This is a genomic window from Streptomyces sp. FH025, from assembly GCF_017427025.1.
Lineage (GTDB): Bacteria > Actinomycetota > Actinomycetes > Streptomycetales > Streptomycetaceae > Kitasatospora.
This window is the reverse complement of sequence record NZ_JAFLNG010000854.1, coordinates 1-2,852: the sequence shown is the minus strand read 5'-3', so window position 1 is coordinate 2,852 and position 2,852 is coordinate 1. Positions and strand designations below refer to the sequence as shown.

Here is a 2,852-nt window from a genome sequence, read left to right as displayed (position 1 = left end):
ACAGCAACGGGGACCTTCACGGGTACGACCTGCACGACAAAGGGATGAGCGATGGAACGACCTCGGATCCTGATCGTGGGCGGTGGCTTCGCCGGCCTGGAGTGCGCCCGCCGCCTGGAACGCAAGCTTGCGCCGTCGGAGGCCGAGATCTCGCTGGTCACACCGTACAGCTACCAGCTCTACCTCCCTCTCCTCCCGCACGTGGCCGCCGGCGTCCTCACTCCGCAGTCCGTGGCCGTCTCGCTGCGCCGCACCCTGCGCCGCACGCACATCGTCCCCGGCGGCGCCATCGGCGTGGACCCGGCCTCCAAGGTGTGCGTCGTCCGCAAGATCACCGACGAGGTGATCGCGCAGCAGTACGACGTCCTGGTGCTCACCCCCGGCAGCATCACCCGCTCCTTCGACATCCCGGGCCTGACCGACTACGCCCGCGGCATGAAGACGCTCGCCGAGGCGGCCTACGTCCGCGACCACGTGATCGCCCAACTCGACCTCGCCTCCGCCACCTTGGACCAGAAGGAACGCGAGTCCCGGTTGCAGTTCGTGGTGGTCGGCGGCGGCTACGCCGGCACCGAGACGGCCGCCTGCCTGCAACGCCTGACCACCGCCGCCGCCCGCCGCTACCCGCGGCTGGACGCCAGGCAGATCAAGTGGCACCTGATCGACATCGCCCCCAAGCTGATGCCCGAGCTCGGCGATGCGCTCGGCACCGCCGCCCTGGAGATCCTGCGCGGCCGCGGCATCGAGGTGTCGCTGGGCGTCTCGGTGGCCGAAGTCACCGCCGAGACGGTCAAGTTCACCGATGGCCGAGTGCTTCCCTGCCGCACGCTGATCTGGACCGCCGGGGTGGCCGCGAGCCCGCTGATCGGCACTCTGGACGCGGAGACGGTCCGCGGCCGGCTCGCCGTGACGGCGGAGATGCGGGTGCCGCAGTTCGAGGGCATGTTCGCGCTCGGCGACGCCGCCGCCGTCCCCGACCTCGCCAAGGGCGACGGCGCGGTCTGCCCGCCGACCGCCCAGCACTCCGCCCGGCAGGGCCGCGCGGTGGCCGACAACGTGATCGCCTCGCTCCGCAACCAGCCGCTCGAACCGTACTACCACAAGGATCTCGGCCTGGTGGTCGACCTCGGCGGCAAGGACGCGGTCTCCAAGCCGGTCGGCGTCGAACTCCACGGTGTGCCCGCCCAGTTGGTGGCGCGCGGCTACCACCTGATGGCGATGCGCACCAATGCGGCGAAGGTCCGGGTGGGCACGAACTGGCTGATCAACGCGACCGCCGGAGACGACTTCGTCCGCATCGGCTTCCTCTCCCGCCAGCCCGCCCGGCTGCGCGACTTCGAGTACACCGACGCCTATCTGACGAAGGATCAGGTCCGCGCCCACGCCCAGTCCCTGCTCGCCAAGGGCTGACCCGAGGCCGCTGCCCGGAGCCCTCGCCGCCACCGCGACAGCGGGGGCTCCGGGACGCCGCGTCACCTCGCGGTCAGGTACATCCCGCTCGCGTCCTGCCCCGCCGTGTTGCGGCAGGCGTAGTCGCCGGTGCTCTGCCCCCACAGCAGGGTCAGGCAGCGCCCGAGCGCCAACTGCCCGTAGTAGTCGGGGTGCATCGACTCCCGCAGCACGCCCTGGGTGGTGTTGAGCCCACCGTCCAGGAAGCGCGCCCACTCGCTGGTGGTCGCGGACGGGCCGGAGCCCGCGGTGGGCTGCTGAGTGGCCGTCGAGCAGACCTCGCGGCCCTGCAGCGTGTCGGACAGGTCCAGGAACTGCACGCCCTTGGTGGCCGCGACCCCGGCGAGCGCCTTGGAGATCTGCGGCACCATCGAGTCGCGCGCCCAGTCGGCGTCCGCGTTCCAGAACGGGCAGCCGCCGGTGTCCGAGCGGCTCCAGCCGCTCTCCGGGTAGCGCATCTCGGCGCTGCGCGGGATCGGCGACGGGTAGGACTGGAGGACCAGCCGGTAGTCCGTCCGCGCGTAGCCGGCGTCGGCCATCACCGCGCGGATCTCGTCTATCGCCTTGCCGACCCCGGCCATCGCGGTCGGCATCTGCTGGTCGACCGAGGACTGCGCCGAGTCGTGGCAGTACGAGTACCAGATCAGGTAGTCCTGCACGCAGTTGGAGATGATCCCGCTGAAGCCGAGGTCGTTGCCGCCGATCGACAGCGTGATCAGCTTGACGTCGTTCTGCCGCGCCACGGTGGCGAGTTGGTCCGCCTGCGGGGCCTCTCCCTTGAGCGACTGGCCGCCGTCGACGGCGCGGAAGACGTTCGCGGTGACGGCTCCGGAGCAGGCCAGGTTGATCCGGTTCTGCGCGGTCGTCGACGCACCGAGCACCTCGGCGACATCGGAGCGGTCGCAGCCGCTCGCCGCCGTGGTGCCGTAGACCAGCGAGGGGTCGGCCGAACTGCCGTTCCAGGCCCGGTCGGTGCCGTTCCGGCTGCCGCTGGTGCCGGCGGCGTTGCCCATCCAGCGCCCGGCCTCACCGGAGATGTAGCTGTCGCCGAGCGCGACGCTCGCGGTGGGACCGGAGGGAACGGCGGGGGCGACGGGAACCGCCGCCGAGGCGGGCGCGGCGACGGCCAGCCCGGTCACGGCCAGCGGGAGCACGGCGGCTGCGGTCAGCGGGAGCACGGCGGCTGCGGTCAGCAGCCGTCGGGCGAGGCGGGGCGCACGACGGGTGATGCTCGAACGGTTTCCGGGCACGACGGAACTCCTGCGGCTCGGTCTCCCCGTGGTGTGGGGACGGGAAGACGCCTGGGTGAGGGTGGGCCGCCGGCCGGTGGCGCGAAGAAGATGACATGCCCTCGCCCGCCGCCGCTAGGCGTCTGCGGCAGGTTTCCGCATTTGTTTCCGCAT

Annotated in this window: 2 protein-coding genes; one reads left to right on the top strand and one right to left on the bottom strand. The window is 71.8% G+C overall.

The features are described 5' to 3' along the window. The first annotated feature begins 51 nt into the window (after window positions 1–51). Window positions 52–1,410 carry an NAD(P)/FAD-dependent oxidoreductase gene (locus J0670_RS34790; protein ID WP_207816447.1) on the top strand — a complete coding sequence of 453 codons (1,359 nt, stop codon included), beginning with the start codon at window positions 52–54 and terminating at the stop codon, window positions 1,408–1,410. A 62-nt stretch (window positions 1,411–1,472) separates the two neighbouring features. Here J0670_RS34790 and J0670_RS34785 read toward each other — a convergent pair whose 3' ends face one another. Then, window positions 1,473–2,699: a GDSL-type esterase/lipase family protein gene (locus J0670_RS34785; protein WP_307806826.1), complete on the bottom strand. Its 1,227-nt coding sequence runs from the start codon at window positions 2,697–2,699 to the stop codon at window positions 1,473–1,475. Window positions 2,700–2,852 lie beyond the last annotated feature (153 nt).

Excerpts from the sequence above, each read along its gene's own strand:
- J0670_RS34790 (WP_207816447.1), top strand. The coding sequence starts at position 52 with ATGGAACGACCTCGGATCCTGATCGTGGGCGGTGGCTTCGCCGGCCTG.